The organism is Salmonella sp. NW177, from assembly GCF_051811585.1.
Taxonomy (GTDB): Bacteria; Pseudomonadota; Gammaproteobacteria; order Enterobacterales; family Enterobacteriaceae; genus Salmonella; species Salmonella enterica.
The window spans coordinates 380,541-396,118 of the sequence record NZ_JAMMZV010000002.1; the positions used below are offsets into that span (position 1 = coordinate 380,541).

The following is a 15,578-nucleotide window of genomic DNA, read 5'->3' on the forward strand; positions in this document are numbered from 1 at the left end:
TGGTTGCGGGGGCCGGATTTGAACCGACGACCTTCGGGTTATGAGCCCGACGAGCTACCAGGCTGCTCCACCCCGCGTCCGTCTAAACTTGCATTCTCATTGTAATTGGTTGCGGGGGCCGGATTTGAACCGACGACCTTCGGGTTATGAGCCCGACGAGCTACCAGGCTGCTCCACCCCGCGTCCGTGGATGCGCACTATACTCCGCTGAGCTTTTGTTGCAACCCTTTTTTCATATAAATCGCTAATTTCTCATGAATTGCGCAAATACGCCGCAGATAGCGCGATTTTTAAACGAATTTACATAATGAGATCGCGATCGCATTTCATTACTCCGGACGGTTTGTTATCTTCACCGGGCACTTTCGATTACGCAGAAGACGAGACACCATGAAAGGACGTTGGGCAAAATATGTGGCGACAGGCGTAATGCTGGCAATGCTGGCTGCCTGTTCATCAAAACCGACCGATCGCGGTCAGCAATATAAGGACGGGAAATTTACCCAGCCCTTCTCCCTGGTAAACCAGCCGGACGCGGTGGGCGCGCCGATTAATGCTGGTGACTTTGCCGAGCAGGTCAACCAGATCCGTTCCGCGTCGCCGCGTTTATACACCAATCAAAGCAACGTCTATAACGCTGTCCAGAACTGGTTACGTTCCGGAGGCGATACGCGCACTATGCGTCAGTTTGGTATCGATGCCTGGCAGATGGAAGGCACCGACAATTACGGTAACGTCCAGTTCACGGGCTACTATACGCCCGTCGTTCAGGCTCGCCATACGCGCCAGGGCGCGTTCCAGTACCCTATCTATAGTATGCCGCCAAAACGCGGACGCTTACCGTCCCGCGCTCAGATCTACGCAGGCGCGCTGAGCGATAAGTACATCCTGGCCTGGAGTAATTCGCTGATGGATAACTTTATTATGGATGTCCAGGGCAGCGGTTATATTGATTTCGGTGATGGTAGTCCGCTGAACTTCTTTAGTTATGCCGGTAAAAACGGCTGGCCTTATCGCAGTATTGGTAAAGTGCTTATCGATCGCGGTGAAGTGAAAAAAGAAGATATGTCGATGCAGGCCATACGCGAATGGGGAGAGAAGCACAGCGAAGCGGAAGTGCGTGAATTACTGGAGCAGAACCCGTCGTTCGTCTTCTTTAAGCCGCAATCTTTTGCGCCGGTCAAAGGCGCCAGCGCCGTACCGCTGATTGGGCGAGCATCCGTCGCCTCCGACCGCAGCATCATTCCGCCTGGCACGACCTTGTTGGCGGAAGTACCGTTGCTGGATAACAACGGTAAATTTAGCGGTCAGTATGAGCTACGTTTGATGGTCGCGCTGGATGTCGGCGGAGCGATTAAAGGCCAGCACTTTGATATTTACCAGGGGATCGGCCCGGATGCCGGGCATCGTGCCGGATGGTATAATCACTATGGTCGCGTCTGGGTGTTAAAAAGCGCGCCGGGCGCCGGTAACGTGTTTAGCGGCTGATTGTGGTATTCTGCGACAACCGGATTGCCCGATAACGTGTTCGCTATCGGGCCTGAAAATAGTGAGCAGGGGTGAGGAATAACCTCACCTTTTTTTATTCTGAGGTCATATGTCAGTGGTGATAAGTGATGCCTGGCGCCAACGCTTTGGCGGCACCGCGCGTCTGTACGGTGAAAAAGCGCTGCAGCGGTTTGCTGAGGCGCATATCTGCGTCGTGGGAATCGGCGGGGTGGGATCATGGGCGGCAGAGGCGCTGGCGCGTACGGGCATCGGCGCGATTACGCTGATTGATATGGACGATGTCTGCGTGACCAATACGAACCGTCAGATCCATGCGTTGCGTGATAACGTCGGGTTGGCGAAAGCGGAAGTGATGGCCGAACGGATTCGGCAAATTAACCCGGAGTGCCGGGTAACGGTTATCGATGATTTCATCACGCCGGATAATGTGGCGGGTTATATGGACGCGGGTTTTACCTATGTCATTGACGCCATTGACAGCGTTCGTCCAAAAGCCGCTCTGATTGCGTACTGTCGCCGATATAAGGTTCCTTTAGTGACCACTGGCGGCGCGGGCGGGCAGATCGATCCGACGCAAATCCAGGTCGCTGATTTGGCGAAAACCATCCAGGATCCGCTGGCGGCAAAACTGCGCGAGAGATTGAAACATAATTTTGGCGTAGTGAAGAACAGTAAAGGTAAGCTGGGCGTGGACTGTGTTTTTTCCACTGAAGCGCTGGTTTACCCACAGGCGGACGGTTCCGTATGCGCGATGAAAGCTACCGCAGAAGGGCCAAAACGGATGGATTGCGCCTCTGGCTTCGGCGCGGCGACGATGGTGACGGCAACGTTCGGTTTTGTCGCCGTTTCCCATGCGCTGAAGAAGATCATGGCTAAAGCGGCGCGACAAGAATAAAAGGACGGGGCGGAGTGTCACGCAGACGCGTATCCGGCCCTGCGCCCTTTGTTAGCGAAAGAAGCGCTGTACCCTGCCGAACACCGGTTTCAGACGGGCGCGGAGATAATGGGAATATAAATTTTCAGATATGCATAAAAACAACCCGAACCATACCGCACAAAAGCAGAGCAGTTCCGCGTAATTAATGTGCTCGCCAAATATCATAATGGCAAGTAAGAACTGTAAAGACGGCTCTATATATTGCGCCAGTCCGGTGACAATCAACGAGGTGTGATTTAACGCGATGGCAAATAATACCAGTGGAATGATCGTCACTGGCGCCGTCATGACATACAAAAAGAAAGGAGTATTAGCGGATATAATTGGTCCGCTATCGCTAAAGAGAAAAATTAATAGTGAGACAGGCAATGCCCATAATGTTTCAATCGTTATCGATGTCATCACATCATAATGTATAAACTTTCGCGCCAGGCCATATAGCGCAAATGATAATCCCATGGTTAGCGCCAGCGCCGGGAAATGCCGTAACATGATAATTTGAAAAGTCAGGCCACAGACACCAGAAAAAACGGCGATGGCCTGAAACAACGACAGTTTTTCTTTAAGAAAAATGCATCCCAGCGCAATAACAAATAGCGGGTTGATAAAATAGCCGAGGCTGGCATCAAGCACCAGATGATGGGTTAGCGCATAAATAAAAGATGACCATGAGACAATCATCAAAAGTCCGGCGATCATGCAGAAGAAAAAAGATTTTTTATCTTTCCAGGCATCATGAAATCGCGTTCGCTGCCGAAATAACAATCTTACTGCCAGTAATAATGGAATTGACCAGAACACCCGGTATATCAATATTTGTGCGAGATTTCCCCCTGATAAATATTGGTAGTATAAAGGTGTTAACCCCCATAATATAAATGCCAGCACCACAAACATGGTACCGCTACGCAGATATTTTTCCACTTATCCATATCCTGTTATAACTTCACCCGATGCGTATGAATTTTCCAGTTCTCCTGCTACGCTACATCGAGTGGCTTTATTTACTCTAAAATCTTCACGCCGTTTTAACATGGATTCTAACATTGTAATTTCATTGTGATAGCTGATAAAAATCAAAAGAATGCTTATCAGGGAAATCTGACGCCGAAACTAATAAAGTGACTGGATTATTTTATCTGCATCGCCTGACCGCCGCGGGCGGCGCTGTCAGGCGACAGAATATTTACGCTATTTCAACCCTTATGCGTTGCGGCAACAATCGCTTCGCTCAGCGCGTTCAGCCCCTGACTACGTGAGGCGCTAAGCTGGGCGCGTAAACCCAGCTCGTCAAACAGCGCCAGCGGTGAACGAGCCTGCAACTCGGCGGCGTTTTTTCCTTCCACCGCGGTGAGCAATACCGCCAGCAGGCCGCGGACAATCCGCCCCTCACTGTCGCCGAAAAAGTGCATCGTTCCGTTATCTGATCGGGTAAAGCCCAGCCAGACGCGGTTCTCGCAGCCGGCTATCTCTTTCGCCTGCGCTTTGCATTCATCCGGCAGAGCGGGGAGCTGTTTTCCTAACAGAATCAACTGACGATATTTATCCTCCCATTGGGTCAGCGGGAGAAAGACAGCGCGTAACGTCTCTTCCGTTACCGTTGTGCCGAACGGGTGTCCGGTATAAAGAGGGTTTGTCATTAATCCACCAGCAGTTCCAGCGCGCGGTCAACGGCGTTAACCAACGCATCCACATCATGTTGGGTATTATACGGCGCAAAAGAGGCGCGCAGCGTCCCTGTGACGCCAAGTTCCGCCAGCAATGGCTGGGCGCAATGTTGCCCGGCCCGGAGCGCAATACCGTATTCCGCCAGCAGCGTCACCATATCGCCGTGGTGCACGCCGACAAAATCAAAGGCCAGCAGGCTGGAGTCCTGGCAGCGGAACGAACGAAAGCCCGGACGTTTCGCCAGTGCGTCTTCCGCCAGCGTCGCCAGCCCGCGGCTCCAGTTTTCGGCCTGTTCAATATCGATATCGGACAGCCATTCCAGCGCAGCGCTCAGGCCGATGACCCCGGCGACGTTCGGCGTCCCCGCTTCCAGCTTCCAGGGAGCGCTTTGAGTGGTGAAGCCTTCAAAGCTAACGTCGCGGATCATCTTGCCGCCGCCGAGCCAGGGCGACATCGCCTCAAGAAGCTCCGGCTTACCGTACAGCACGCCGATACCGGTCGGGCCATACAGTTTGTGGGCGGAAAAAGCATAAAAATCGATATCAAGCTGCTGGACATCCGCCGGGAAGTGTACCGCGCCTTGCGCGCCATCTACCATCACGACCATTCCCGCTGCGTGAGCGGCGCTGATAGCGCTTGCGAGATCCGGGCAGCCGCCCGTTACGTTCGACATTTGCCCCAGCGCCAGAATCCGGCTGCGCGACGTGATCAGTTCCGGCAGACGCTCAACATCAGGAAGACGCCGGTCATTAAGCGGCAGTTTTATGACCTGCGCGCCGGTTTGTTGCGCCACCATCAGCCAGGGCACAAGGTTGGCGTGATGCTCGGCGACGCTAACGATAATTTCATCGCCGGGGCGCAGACGAGGACGGGCGTAACACTGCGCCACCATGTTGATCGCTTCGGTGGTGCCGCGTGTCCAGACGATACTTTTTTCATCGGGCGCGTTTAACAGTCTCGCCGCTTTTGCTCTGGCCGCTTCATATTGCGCCGTCAGGCGCTGCGCCTGCGCAAACTGGCTACGATGAACGTTACCGGCGCTCAAACAATAAAACTGGTGCGTGGCGTCAATGACTGCCTGTGGCTTTAATGCCGTGGCGGCGCTATCGAGATAAACACCCGCATCGGCTAGCGCGGGAAACTGCGCGCGAAACTGCGTGGGATTAAAAGCGTTCATGATATTCCTCGGTTCAGTTTACCGATCGTGGCGTAAAAGCGCGGCTGATACAAGGTTTGTCCTAACCATCGGAATCGTCTGTATATCCTGGCGAATTATGTAAAGGAGGTTATGCTGAATAATGTTAGGCGAATGTTTAAGCCTGTTACGGAGTCCGCTTTAAATAGCACAAACAGCTTTAAGGAGAAGAAGATGAAAAAGACTGCCGCAATTATCTCTGCATGTATGCTGACTTTTGCCCTGAGCGCCTGTTCCGGTCCTAATTACGTTATGCACACCAATGATGGACGTAGCATTGTGACCGACGGTAAACCCCAGACCGATAACGATACCGGTATGATTTCGTATAAAGACGCTAATGGCAACAAACAGCAGATCAATCGTACTGACGTGAAAGAGATGGTGGCTCTGGAAAACTAACCGTTTGTTATACAAAAAAAAGCACCGCAATATGGCGGTGCTACATTAATCACTATGGACAGACAGGGTAAATGTACAGGAAGTGAAAAAGGGTAGTCTCGCTACCGTGGTCTGAATCGCAGACCAATTGCAAACACAACAACACAACATCACAACCGTAAGCCAAAAGCCCATCAGAACACGCATTCCGATAAAACTTTTCGTTCCGGCTCAGGAAGTGCCGCCACTATAGGTATTTGCTGGTAGAACCTCAACGGACAATTTATAATGTCTCAGATTAAAAAAACTAATAGGTTACATATTGTTACCTATTTGTTAAATTCATTCGACATTAAGTCCAGAGGCCATGTCAAAACGATTACCTCCTTTAAATGCGTTACGCGTTTTTGATGCTGCCGCGCGCCATTTGAGCTTTACGCGAGCAGCGGAAGAACTTTTTGTGACGCAGGCCGCAGTAAGCCACCAAATTAAGTCACTTGAGGATTTTTTGGGGCTAAAACTGTTCCGCCGCCGCAATCGTTCGCTGTTGCTGACGGAAGAAGGCCAAAGCTATTTTCTCGACATTAAAGAGATATTTTCCCAGCTCACGGAAGCAACGCGTAAGCTCCAGGCGCGCAGTGCCAAAGGGGCGCTGACGGTGAGTTTACCGCCCAGTTTTGCCATCCAGTGGCTGGTGCCCAGGCTCTCCAGCTTTAACTCAGCTTATCCGGGAATTGACGTTCGGATACAAGCCGTTGACCGTCAGGAAGATAAACTGGCAGACGATGTCGATGTCGCGATTTTTTATGGCCGGGGAAACTGGCCGGGCTTGCGCGTCGAAAAATTATACGCAGAATATTTACTGCCCGTCTGTTCTCCTTTATTACTCACAGGCGAAAAACCGTTAAAAACGCCGGAAGATCTGGCGAAACACACGCTATTGCACGACGCCTCCCGGCGTGACTGGCAGGCCTATACTCGTCAGTTAGGGCTCAACCATATTAACGTTCAGCAAGGGCCGATATTTAGCCACAGCGCGATGGTGCTACAGGCCGCTATTCACGGACAGGGGATCGCGCTGGCGAATAATGTTATGGCGCAGTCGGAAATTGAAGCCGGGCGACTGGTGTGTCCATTTAACGATGTTCTGGTGAGTAAGAATGCTTTTTATCTGGTTTGTCATGACAGCCAGGCAGAACTGGGTAAAATAGCCGCCTTCCGTCAGTGGATTTTGGCGAAGGCGGCGACGGAGCAAGAAAAATTCCGTTTTCGTTACGAACAATAATTAACTTAGGGTATGACCATGACCAGCCGTTTTATGCTGATTGTCGCCGCTATCAGCGGTTTTATTTACGTTGCTCTGGGCGCGTTCGGGGCGCATGTTTTGAGTAAAACCCTGGGCGTGGTTGAAATGGGCTGGATTCAGACCGGCCTGCAATATCAGGCGTTCCATACGCTGGCGATCTTTGGCCTGGCGGTGGCGATGCAGCGCCGTATCAGCATCTGGTTTTACTGGAGCAGCGTTTTTCTGGCGCTGGGCACGGTGCTGTTTAGCGGCAGTCTGTACTGCCTTGCGCTTTCGCATCTGCGCCTGTGGGCGTATATCACGCCTGTCGGCGGCGTCAGTTTCCTGGTGGGCTGGGCGCTATTGCTGATTGGCGCCATTCGTATGAAACGTAAGGGCGCGAGCCATGAATAAAGTTGTATTGCTCTGCCGTCCGGGGTTTGAAAAAGAGTGCGCTGCAGAAATTACCGATAAAGCGGGAAAACGGGAAATATTTGGTTTTGCACGCGTAAAAGAGAACGCAGGCTATGTCATTTATGAATGCTACCAGCCGGAAGATGGCGAAAAGCTGATTTCAGAACTGCCGTTCAGTTCGCTGATTTTCGCCCGCCAGTGGTTTGTGGTGGGTGAACTGCTGCAACATTTACCGCCGGAAGACAGAATTACGCCGATTGTCGGCATGTTGCAGGGCGTAGTGGAAAAGGGCGGCGAGCTGCGAGTTGAAGTCGCCGACACCAATGAAAGTAAAGAACTGATGAAGTTCTGCCGCAAATTTACGGTGCCGCTGCGCGCGGCTTTGCGTGATGCGGGCGTATTGACGAATTATGAAACGCCGAAGCGTCCGGTCGTTCATGTCTTTTTTATCGCGCCAGGATGCTGCTATACCGGTTATTCGTTCGCGCATAACAATTCACCGTTTTATATGGGCATTCCGCGTTTGAAGTTTCCGTCTGATGCGCCGAGCCGCTCAACGCTGAAACTGGAAGAGGCGCTCCACGTTTTCATCCCGGAAGATGAGTGGGATGAACGTCTGGCGAACGGCATGTATGCGGTGGATTTGGGCGCCTGTCCCGGCGGATGGACGTACCAGTTAGTGAAGCGCAATATGTGGGTCTACTCCGTAGATAACGGCCCGATGGCGCAAAGCCTGATGGACACCGGACAGGTGACCTGGTTGCGTGAGGATGGCTTCAGGTACCGTCCGAACCGGAATAATATTTCATGGATGGTCTGCGATATGGTGGAGAAGCCGGCCAAAGTCACCGCGTTAATGGCGCAGTGGCTGGTGAACGGCTGGTGCCGGGAGACGATTTTTAACCTTAAACTGCCGATGAAAAAACGCTATGAAGAGGTGTCGCATAACCTGGCGTATCTTCAGGCGCAGTTGGATGAGCATGGCGTTAATGCGCAGATCCAGGCGCGTCAGCTTTATCACGATCGCGAAGAAGTGACGGTGCACGTGCGTCGGTTGTGGGCGGCTGTTGGCGGGCGTCGCGACGAGCGATAAAAACGCGCTGCCGTCATCCGGCGCGTCATCAGCGCCGGATGACGCACGCTTATCCGGCCTATGACTGCGGCGCGTCTGAAACAATATGCGTCACGTCATCCAGATGGCCGATGCGCGCCTCTCCTGAACGATTAAATTTACTTTTATCAATCAATAATAAAGACTGCGAGGCGCGCCTGAGCAGGATAGATTTAAAATCGGCGTTGATCGCATTGGAGTCCCACAGATCGCCGCCGCCGTCGATCCCCTCGCAGGAAAAGATGAACAGATCGATATCAAGCGATTTTAGCTGTGAGATAAGCGACGGGTTAACGTAACAGCCATATTTACGTTCAAGCTGGCCGCCGGAACTTATCAGCGCAATGCGTTCGCGTTTTCCCAGCTCCTGACAGATAGGATGGCTATTGGTAAAAACCTGAATGGGAATATCCGGCAACTGGCGGGCCAGATACCAGCAGGTTGAACTGGCATCCAGCGCAATCGTCATTCCTTCTTCTATCCACGCTAACGCTTCACGGGCAATATCGGCTTTGTGCGCATAATGGCTTTTCAGGCGGATATGGAATGGATCGCCGCTGTCCTGATTTTCACGATGAATATATTTAGCTCGTCCGTGATTACGCAGCACTTTTCCCTGCGTCTGTAGTTCACTGAGATCGCGGCGGATGGTCTCTTTACTGACGTTAAGCCGGGTGGCCAGCGCTTCGGTGGTCAGACTTTTATGATTGATCAGCAGATCGACTATCGCTTGTTGGCGTGCCGCTTTCATTTTTCTCACCCCATCATTCGATGAACGCCCGCGTCATGCGGGCGCACCGGCAAGAGATTACGGCGTTACCCCTTTTTTTAAAAGAATATTTCCGTACTTCGCGCACTCACCTGTGATAACGATCGCAAACGCTTTTTGCGCCCGCTCATAAAACGCATAGCGGTCGATACGAACGATATCCGGGCACGGCGCTTCTAATGACAAGGCATCGCGATAGCGCGCTTCAACGCTGGGGTCGAGCGTGTCGCCTTCCACGGCGGCCATCATCACCAGCGGCGGGGCGTAGCTATCCAGCTCAAAGAGCGGAATAATTGCCCGCAGTAGATCGCTGACGCTAAGACCATCGGCGCGAATCACCTGCGGGCCCAGGCTATGCGCGGGAAAGTGAGCGTCGGAAAAAATGATTTCGTCCCCGTGGCCCATCTCGGCCAGCACTTTGAGCAGTGTCGGGGAAATTAACGGTGAAATGGTTTTTAGCATTTCATACTCCCTCAATAATTTCGGGTTCGGTTTGCGGCCAGAAATAGCGATACTGATAATTGACCTGCGCGCGCGCCTGCTCCGGGCTACTAAATTCGCCTACGCCGTACCAGCCAAACATGGCAGCGCCGGCCACGGTGGTTTCCGCATCGTCCAGCACTTTGATAGGGAGAGCAAGCTGATTCGCTTTAATTTGATTCCACAAAGCGTTGCGACTGCCGCCGCCAACCAGTAACAGTTCTGTGGCGTTAAAATGACCGATTTTCTCCAGCGTGCGCAGATTACGCTGCAGTTGCGCCGTTAGGCCTTCCAGCGCGGCGCGATAGAAATGGCCGCGGGTGGTATTGAGCGTCACGCCCTGCCAGCCTGCATTTTGGCAGGCGAGTAGATCGCACTGCATCCGCACGCCTTCCGCGCCAGCGGGAATAGCGCGCGCTTCGTCGATCAGCGTTTGCCATGGCGTTTCCGGCGTCCACAGCAGTTTTCGTACCCATTCGAGTACGCCGGAGGCCAGCCACTGCATTCCGGGGTTATAAAGCCCCGACTGACTGTCCAGTTCACAGGTCGAGCCCGGATACTGACTGAGCAGCGAGGTATCCACCTGACCGCTGCGCACCATCAGAATCTCCCAGGTTCCGGAGGAGAGCACTGGTTCACCTTGCTGCGCGCCAGCGCCGAATAACGCGAACTGAGTATCGTGTCCGGCAGAGATCACCGGCACACCCGCCGGGAGACCGAGTAGCCTGGCCGCGTCTGTCTGTAGCGTGCCTATCGGGGCGCCCGCTTCCACGATACGCGGGAACAGGCGGCGCGCCAGGCCCGTCGCCTGCAGGATTTCCGGACTAAAGTCGCGCTGATGGATATCCAGGAGCTGGCTGGTGCCTGCCATAGTGATATCGGTCGTAAACTCGCCGGTCAGACGGTGGTTAATCAGCGACGAGATAAACAGCCAGCAGTGAGCTTGTTCCAGCAGGCGCGGATGATTCTCTTTAAGCCAGACCAGTTTATACAGCGTGTTAAAGCTGAACGCGCCGACGCCGGAGAGCGTCTGCAATTGCCGGGGCGAGATAAAGCGCTCAATCGTTTCCATCACGGCAGCGGTTCGCGGGCATTTCCAACTGATGACCGGGTAGAGCAGCTTACCCTGCGCATCGACCAGCGCGCCATCGACGCCGAACGTAGTCACCGTAATACCGCGAACAACACACTCCGACAGGGCGCTGGAGAGTGACCTGCAGCAGTCGGCGAAACGTTGCAGGATGGCGTCCAGCGACCACTGATGCCAGGCGCTATTTTCTGCGGCAATGTCGCTGGCGTTAGTGGTTGAGGCGCGGGCGACAATTTTCCCCTGGCGATCAACGGCGATCGCCCGAACGTTAGTCGCACCGCAGTCGAGAACCAGGATAACGTCTTGTTTCATAGATAACTCCATAAACGCCGCCCGATGGCGCTACGCTTATCCGGCCTACGGTTCACGCGCCCGTAGGCCCGGTAAGCCTGCGCCACCGGGCTAAGCCGCATTAACGTTTATACAGCGGGCCATAATTCTGGCAGGCGCGATAATCCTGGCCTTCGATATCCATACCGTGAGCCGCCCAGGCGGAAGGACGGTAGATCTTCGCCTCCTCCACGTTGTGCATACATACCGGGATACGCAGCATCGCGGCAAGAGTAATAAAGTCCGCCCCTACATGGCCGATGGTGAGTACGCCGTGGTTAGCACCCCAGTTCGCCATCACCGAATAGACATCGGTAAACGGGCCTTTGCCGGTAAGACGCGGCGCAAACCAGGTGGTAGGCCAGGTAGAGTTGGTACGGGCATCAAGCTGATCGTGCATCGCTTTCGGCAGTTCGACGCTCCAGCCCTCGGCGATTTGCAGTACTGGCCCCAGGCCTTTGATGATATTCACGCGGGTCATGGTGAATGGTACGCCGCCTTCGGTCAGGAAACGGGATGAGTAGCCGCCGCCGCGGAAGTATTCGTGAATCGCCGGGCACCATTCAGTGGCCGCCAGACACGCATCCGCCTCTTGTTGGCTGATTTCCCAGTGTGGTTTCATGGTCGGCTTGCCTTCGCTGTCGCGCTGTTTACAGGCACCGTCCAGAGCGGCAGAACCGGAGTTAATCAGGTGAATAATGCCGTGCTCCGCCAGTCCGCTAAGCGCCTGGCCGGTGACGCGTTCTACGGCTTCCGGCGACCAGTAGGTTCGCACGTCGGCGAAGATCTGCGCGGTACCAGTGAGTTGATGGCCAAACAGCATCGCTACGCCGTTCAGACTGTCATTTTCGGTGGCGACGACAAACGGTTCGCGTACGCCGTTCCAGTCAAAAGAGCTATTGAGCAGCGCTTCGGCGGTATCGCCGTTCGGGTATTGATCGGTCCAGTGGCGCTGGCCCTGGAAGCCGGCGGCAATGGCGTTGTAGCCCAGCGATTCTTCAACTAACCCTTTGTCCGCCAGCGTCTTGTTGCCCTGCATCATGTCGCGAATACACATCGCCATCAGCAGGCTCTCTTTTAGCACCGCGCGGTTCTGGGCTTCATTGCGCTTATACTGCGAGGCGTTCTGATCTTCGCCGTAGCGGAAGTTTTTATCCGCCCACGCCAGCGCCATCTCCAGTTCGGCCTCATCATAAATTTTTTGATCGATACGGCGGCGCAGTTCGGTCATATCTACCGCTTGCACCTTCATGCCCAGCCAGGATTCAAAGAAGTTATGATCGACAATGGAACCCGCGATCCCCATCGACACGCCGCCGACGGAGAGGTAGCTTTTGCCTTTCATGCTGGCTACCGCTAACCCTGCCCGCGCAAAACGCAGCAGTTTTTCTTCGACGTCGGCTGGAATGGAGGTATCGTCGGCATCCTGCACGTCATGGCCATAAATGGAGAACGCCGGAATGCCTTTCTGGCTGTGCGCCGCCAGCGCTGCGGCAAGGTAAACCGCCCCGGGACGCTCTGTGCCGTTAAAGCCCCAGATGGCTTTCGGACGCATCGGGTCCATATCAATGGTTTCGCTGCCATAGCACCAGCACGGCGTAACGGTAATGGTCACGCCCACGTTCTGGCTACTGAATTTTTCTTCACAGGCGGCGGATTCCGCCATTCCGGCAATACAGGTATCCGCAATGACGCACTCCACCTGTGCCCCACAGGCGTGGCGGATTTTCTCGGTGATGAGCGCCGCCGTCGCTTTCGCCATGTTCATGGTTTGCTCTTCGAGCGACTCGCGTACGCCCATACGACGTCCATCAATCACCGGGCGGATACCGATTTTCGGTAAGCTGATTTTTTTCATGACAGATTCCTCACGTTATTCGGATAAATGTTCAGTTTGTCGCCGCTTGTGAACGGAAACGGGCAAAAATGAAGATGACGGCAAAGCACAATGCCGGAACCAGTTCGGCGGTCGGGATTTTGCCTGCGGCGTCGCTAACGAAGCCCATTACTGGCGTGACAATACCGCCGCCAATGATGGTCATGACGATAAAAGACGAGCCGTACTTAGTGTCCTGTCCCAGATTTTTGATACCCAGCGAGAAGATGGTCGGGTACTGGATTGACATAAATGCGCTACACAACGTCAGCGCCAGCAGGCCGATATGTCCGCCGCTAAAGGCGGAAATCAGACACAGGAGCATGGCAAACAGGGCGTAGGCGGCCAGCACTTTATGCGGCGCGAAGCGGCTGATAAGCCAGGTCCCGGTGAAACGGCCGATAAAGAAGCACACCATCGTGCCGGTCAGGTAGTTGGCGGCGAAACCGGGCGTCATTCCAGGGATCTCCTCAATGGCGTAGCGGATCAGATAGCTCCAGCAGGCGGTTTGCGCCCCCACGTAGCAGAACTGCGCCAGCACCGCCCAGCGCCAGTGGCGGATACGGATGAGTCGGGAGAGAGAAGATAAGAAAGAGCTTTGTTTAGCATCGCTATGATCGTCACTTTGCAGGGCCGGAAATTTGGTCAGCATAATCAGCAGCGCAACTACTAATACGATGGCGACGATAATCATGTATGGCGTTTGTACCGATAACACCAGGCTGTGTTTATAGGCGCTAAGCTGATCCGGCGTCATTTTATCAAGCGCTTCTTGCGATTGATGCGGCACGTTAGACAAAATAAGGCTTTGCCCAAACACAACGGCGATAATAGCGCCAAAGGAGTTAAAAGTTTGCGCCAGATTAAGCCGGAAATGTCCGCCGCTTTCTGGACCTAATACCGTAACAAAAGGGTTGGCTGCAGTTTCAAGGCAGCCTAAACCGGCGGCGATGATAAACAGGCCAATTAAAAATAATGTGTAATTCATTATCTCAGCGGCAGGCCAGAATAATGCGGCGCCAACAGCATACAAAAAAAGCCCGGTGATAATCCCTGCTTTATAACTGAGTTTTTTCATCAAAATCCCAGCGGGGATTGGAATGACGAAATAACCGAAATAAAAGGCTGACTGAATAAGCCCAGCCTGAAAGTTAGTTAGCGTAAAAGCTTGTTGAAACTGCGGTAATAAAATGTCATTCAGATTATTGGCGACGGCCCACAGAAAAAATAGCGAGCAAAGTAAGGCGAATGGAATAATGTAGCGCTTGCTCTTGCTTTGCTCTGCATCCACAGCACGAAAACTCTGCGTTTGTATTGTTGTGTTTCCCATAGCATCCTCATCGGTTCAGAAGCTTTTGCGTGCGGTCGGTTCTGGTCACCAGACCGTAAAATTAGGTGAGTTCGCTTTTCTTTCCGGTAATAAATTGGCGTCCGGAATGAACTCATGGATTCATTTTCAAATAAAAAAGGCCTTTTAATATGATGGCGGTCACATTTATACCTGAGAGCAGAGCGTTCTGTGATTATCATCACTTTAATTTCCATAAAAAAATGACCGTTTGAGATGTTTAATTTAAAAAACCACAGACTGAATGCCCGAATTAAATTATTGCCACGAAAACGGGCAGTAGTAACTTATTCTTCATTTTTGCCCGTTTTAAAAAATATTATTAAGAGCGGGCATTTATCGGCGAGAGAAACGGTAGGCGTCTGGTTTATCGTGGCGAATTAATTGATGTGAATCACAAAATATCGTTATTTAAATTCCCTTCTCTTTATTCAGTATGATGATAGTTGCTAACTATTCGATTATTTCAACAGGACAGCAGCGCGATGCGAAAGGCGGTTTTGTTGTCTCATTTTGAATCACAGAGAGAGGTAAATAATGGAACGAAATAGACTGGCGCGGCAGATTATTGATACCTGTCTGGAAATGACGCGGTTAGGGTTAAATCAGGGGACGGCAGGTAACGTGAGCGTACGTTATCAGGGCGGATTGCTGATTACGCCGACGGGGATCCCCTACGAGAAGCTGACAGAGTCGCACATTGTTTTTATTGATGCTGACGGTCAGCATGAGCAGGGCAAGCTGCCTTCCAGCGAGTGGCGTTTTCATATGGCGGCATACCAGACGCGCCCTGACGCCAATGCCGTGGTACATAACCACGCTGTCCATTGTACGGCAGTCTCGATCCTGAATCGCCCGATTCCGGCGATTCACTACATGATTGCCGCCGCAGGAGGAAACTCTATTCCCTGCGCGCCCTACGCCACTTTTGGCACCCGCGAACTTTCTGACCATGTTGCCGTGGCGCTTAAAAATCGTAAAGCGACGCTGTTACAGCATCACGGGCTTATCGCTTGTGAAGAAAATTTAGACAAAGCGTTGTGGCTGGCGCATGAAGTGGAAGTGCTGGCGCAGCTCTATTTAAGTACGCTGGCCATTGTCGATCCGGTACCGGTACTGGATGACGAGGCGATCGCTATCGTACTGGAGAAATTTAAAACTTACGGATTACGTATTGAAGAGTGA

15 protein-coding genes and 2 tRNA genes are annotated in these 15,578 nt (G+C 52.9%); 7 read left to right on the plus strand and 10 right to left on the minus strand.

Features of this window, described 5'->3' with window-relative positions; genetic code table 11:
- Together NA986_RS08515 and NA986_RS08520 are read right to left on the minus strand one after the other, a co-directional pair.
- Positions 1–77: transfer RNA gene (locus NA986_RS08515), tRNA-Met, on the minus strand.
- Between the two features lie 29 nt (positions 78–106).
- A tRNA-Met gene (locus NA986_RS08520) sits at positions 107–183 on the minus strand.
- 207 nt (positions 184–390) lie between these two features.
- On the opposite strand from NA986_RS08520, the gene mltA reads away from it, so the two are divergent.
- Both mltA and tcdA read left to right on the plus strand, forming a co-directional pair.
- Positions 391–1,488 carry a murein transglycosylase A gene (gene mltA / locus NA986_RS08525; protein WP_000678626.1) on the plus strand — a complete coding sequence of 366 codons (1,098 nt, stop codon included), beginning with the start codon at positions 391–393 and terminating at the stop codon, positions 1,486–1,488.
- Positions 1,489–1,597: 109 nt separating this feature from the next.
- Positions 1,598–2,404, plus strand: coding sequence for a tRNA cyclic N6-threonylcarbamoyladenosine(37) synthase TcdA (gene tcdA, locus NA986_RS08530; protein ID WP_000117742.1), 807 nt, complete (start codon positions 1,598–1,600; stop codon positions 2,402–2,404).
- Between the two features lie 51 nt (positions 2,405–2,455).
- On the opposite strand, the gene rarD is transcribed toward tcdA, so the two are convergent.
- The 3 genes from rarD to csdA form a co-directional block, all read right to left on the minus strand.
- A complete protein-coding gene (gene rarD / locus NA986_RS08535) occupies positions 2,456–3,343 on the minus strand; it encodes an EamA family transporter RarD (protein ID WP_077248417.1) in 888 nt (295 codons plus the stop codon).
- 299 nt (positions 3,344–3,642) lie between these two features.
- On the minus strand, positions 3,643–4,086 hold the full coding sequence (csdE, locus tag NA986_RS08540) for a cysteine desulfurase sulfur acceptor subunit CsdE (protein WP_023215981.1): 444 nt from the start codon (positions 4,084–4,086) through the stop codon (positions 3,643–3,645).
- On the minus strand, positions 4,086–5,291 hold the full coding sequence (gene csdA, locus NA986_RS08545; RefSeq protein ID WP_000991053.1) for a cysteine desulfurase CsdA: 1,206 nt from the start codon (positions 5,289–5,291) through the stop codon (positions 4,086–4,088). The genes csdE and csdA overlap by 1 nt, the downstream gene beginning before the upstream one ends.
- 192 nt (positions 5,292–5,483) lie before the next feature.
- On the opposite strand from csdA, the gene NA986_RS08550 reads away from it, so the two are divergent.
- From NA986_RS08550 to rlmM, 4 genes are all read left to right on the plus strand, one after another.
- The gene (locus NA986_RS08550; protein ID WP_000750393.1) at positions 5,484–5,711 is read left to right on the plus strand and encodes a YgdI/YgdR family lipoprotein; all 228 of its coding nucleotides are present in this window, start codon (positions 5,484–5,486) and stop codon (positions 5,709–5,711) included.
- A 346-nt stretch (positions 5,712–6,057) separates the two neighbouring features.
- Positions 6,058–6,975 carry a glycine cleavage system transcriptional regulator GcvA gene (gene gcvA / locus NA986_RS08555; protein WP_000044409.1) on the plus strand — a complete coding sequence of 306 codons (918 nt, stop codon included), beginning with the start codon at positions 6,058–6,060 and terminating at the stop codon, positions 6,973–6,975.
- Positions 6,976–6,993: 18 nt separating this feature from the next.
- A complete protein-coding gene (locus tag NA986_RS08560; protein WP_000203913.1) occupies positions 6,994–7,389 on the plus strand; it encodes a DUF423 domain-containing protein in 396 nt (131 codons plus the stop codon).
- The gene (rlmM, locus tag NA986_RS08565) at positions 7,382–8,482 is read left to right on the plus strand and encodes a 23S rRNA (cytidine(2498)-2'-O)-methyltransferase RlmM (RefSeq protein WP_001045494.1); all 1,101 of its coding nucleotides are present in this window, start codon (positions 7,382–7,384) and stop codon (positions 8,480–8,482) included. The genes NA986_RS08560 and rlmM overlap by 8 nt, the downstream gene beginning before the upstream one ends.
- 58 nt (positions 8,483–8,540) lie before the next feature.
- Here the strand turns inward: rlmM and fucR are convergent, their stop codons facing one another.
- The 5 genes from fucR to fucP all read right to left on the minus strand — a co-directional run bounded on the left by fucR (position 8,541) and on the right by fucP (position 14,375).
- Positions 8,541–9,251 carry an L-fucose operon activator gene (gene fucR / locus NA986_RS08570; RefSeq protein ID WP_000642330.1) on the minus strand — a complete coding sequence of 237 codons (711 nt, stop codon included), beginning with the start codon at positions 9,249–9,251 and terminating at the stop codon, positions 8,541–8,543.
- 57 nt (positions 9,252–9,308) lie between these two features.
- Positions 9,309–9,731 carry an L-fucose mutarotase gene (gene fucU, locus NA986_RS08575; protein WP_000920848.1) on the minus strand — a complete coding sequence of 141 codons (423 nt, stop codon included), beginning with the start codon at positions 9,729–9,731 and terminating at the stop codon, positions 9,309–9,311.
- Between the two features lies 1 nt (position 9,732).
- Positions 9,733–11,151, minus strand: coding sequence for an L-fuculokinase (gene fucK, locus NA986_RS08580; protein ID WP_053444830.1), 1,419 nt, complete (start codon positions 11,149–11,151; stop codon positions 9,733–9,735).
- A gap of 100 nt (positions 11,152–11,251) precedes the next feature.
- Positions 11,252–13,027 (minus strand): L-fucose isomerase, encoded by a 1,776-nt coding sequence (fucI, locus tag NA986_RS08585; RefSeq protein WP_000724126.1) that lies wholly within the window; start codon positions 13,025–13,027, stop codon positions 11,252–11,254.
- Positions 13,028–13,058: 31 nt separating this feature from the next.
- Positions 13,059–14,375, minus strand: coding sequence for an L-fucose:H+ symporter permease (gene fucP / locus NA986_RS08590; protein WP_000528622.1), 1,317 nt, complete (start codon positions 14,373–14,375; stop codon positions 13,059–13,061).
- A gap of 555 nt (positions 14,376–14,930) precedes the next feature.
- Here fucP and fucA point away from each other — a divergent pair.
- On the plus strand, positions 14,931–15,578 hold the full coding sequence (fucA, locus tag NA986_RS08595; protein ID WP_000440819.1) for an L-fuculose-phosphate aldolase: 648 nt from the start codon (positions 14,931–14,933) through the stop codon (positions 15,576–15,578).

Excerpts from the sequence above, each read along its gene's own strand:
- mltA (WP_000678626.1), top strand. The coding sequence starts at position 391 with ATGAAAGGACGTTGGGCAAAATATGTGGCGACAGGCGTAATGCTGGCA.
- tcdA (WP_000117742.1), top strand. The coding sequence starts at position 1,598 with ATGTCAGTGGTGATAAGTGATGCCTGGCGCCAACGCTTTGGCGGCACC.
- rarD (WP_077248417.1), bottom strand. The coding sequence starts at position 3,343 with ATGTTTGTGGTGCTGGCATTTATATTATGGGGGTTAACACCTTTATAC.
- csdE (WP_023215981.1), bottom strand. The coding sequence starts at position 4,086 with ATGACAAACCCTCTTTATACCGGACACCCGTTCGGCACAACGGTAACG.
- csdA (WP_000991053.1), bottom strand. The coding sequence starts at position 5,291 with ATGAACGCTTTTAATCCCACGCAGTTTCGCGCGCAGTTTCCCGCGCTA.
- NA986_RS08550 (WP_000750393.1), top strand. The coding sequence starts at position 5,484 with ATGAAAAAGACTGCCGCAATTATCTCTGCATGTATGCTGACTTTTGCC.
- gcvA (WP_000044409.1), top strand. The coding sequence starts at position 6,058 with ATGTCAAAACGATTACCTCCTTTAAATGCGTTACGCGTTTTTGATGCT.
- NA986_RS08560 (WP_000203913.1), top strand. The coding sequence starts at position 6,994 with ATGACCAGCCGTTTTATGCTGATTGTCGCCGCTATCAGCGGTTTTATT.
- rlmM (WP_001045494.1), top strand. The coding sequence starts at position 7,382 with ATGAATAAAGTTGTATTGCTCTGCCGTCCGGGGTTTGAAAAAGAGTGC.
- fucR (WP_000642330.1), bottom strand. The coding sequence starts at position 9,251 with ATGAAAGCGGCACGCCAACAAGCGATAGTCGATCTGCTGATCAATCAT.
- fucU (WP_000920848.1), bottom strand. The coding sequence starts at position 9,731 with ATGCTAAAAACCATTTCACCGTTAATTTCCCCGACACTGCTCAAAGTG.
- fucK (WP_053444830.1), bottom strand. The coding sequence starts at position 11,151 with ATGAAACAAGACGTTATCCTGGTTCTCGACTGCGGTGCGACTAACGTT.
- fucI (WP_000724126.1), bottom strand. The coding sequence starts at position 13,027 with ATGAAAAAAATCAGCTTACCGAAAATCGGTATCCGCCCGGTGATTGAT.
- fucP (WP_000528622.1), bottom strand. The coding sequence starts at position 14,375 with ATGGGAAACACAACAATACAAACGCAGAGTTTTCGTGCTGTGGATGCA.
- fucA (WP_000440819.1), top strand. The coding sequence starts at position 14,931 with ATGGAACGAAATAGACTGGCGCGGCAGATTATTGATACCTGTCTGGAA.